The sequence below is a fragment of the Actinacidiphila oryziradicis genome, assembly GCF_005047355.1.
GTDB lineage: Bacteria > Actinomycetota > Actinomycetes > Streptomycetales > Streptomycetaceae > Actinacidiphila > Actinacidiphila oryziradicis.
This window is the reverse complement of the sequence record NZ_SUMC01000381.1, coordinates 1-595: the sequence shown is the minus strand read 5'-3', so window position 1 is coordinate 595 and position 595 is coordinate 1. Positions and strand designations below refer to the sequence as shown.

Genomic DNA, 595 nt, shown 5'->3' with positions numbered 1-595 from the left:
GGAGTGTAAAACTAACGGCGGATCTGCCGATCAAGGAAGAGACGCCAAGTGACTGTGCAGAGTGTGGAGTTGAAGTCAATCGAGGCCGCTGGTCCGGCGGTGTCCGGAGGGGTGCCGGATGACCAGCTGATCTCGATGTTGGTGGACCGGGCCAGGTCGGAGGGCCTGCAGCTGACTGGGGAGGGCGGGCTGCTGCAGCAGCTGACGAAGCGGGTGCTCGAATCCGCCCTGGAGGGCGAGATCACTGATCACCTCGGCTACGACAAGCATGAGGCGGCCGGTAAGAACAGCGGCAACAGCCGCAACGGCACCCGTGCCAAGACGGTGCTGACCGACGTCGGACCGGTCGAGGTCAAGGTCCCGCGTGACGTGGCCGGCACCTTCGAGCCGCAGATCGTCAAGAAGCGCCAGCGGCGCCTGACCGGCGTCGACGAGATGGTGCTGTCCTTGTCCGCGAAGGGCCTCACGCACGGAGAGATCTCGGCCCACCTGGCCGAGGTCTACGGCGCGGAGGTGTCGAAGCAGACGATCTCGAACATCACCGACAAGGTCATGGAAGGCATGGCCGAGTGGCAGAACCGGCCCCTCGACCGCG

Annotated in this window: 1 protein-coding gene; it reads left to right on the top strand. The window is 65.2% G+C overall.

Annotated features, from left to right (window positions below; all coding sequences use genetic code 11):
* Positions 1 to 135: 135 nt before the first annotated feature.
* On the top strand, positions 136 to 595 hold a 460-nt coding region (locus FCI23_RS55995; protein ID WP_246144957.1), incomplete at its 3' end, for a transposase.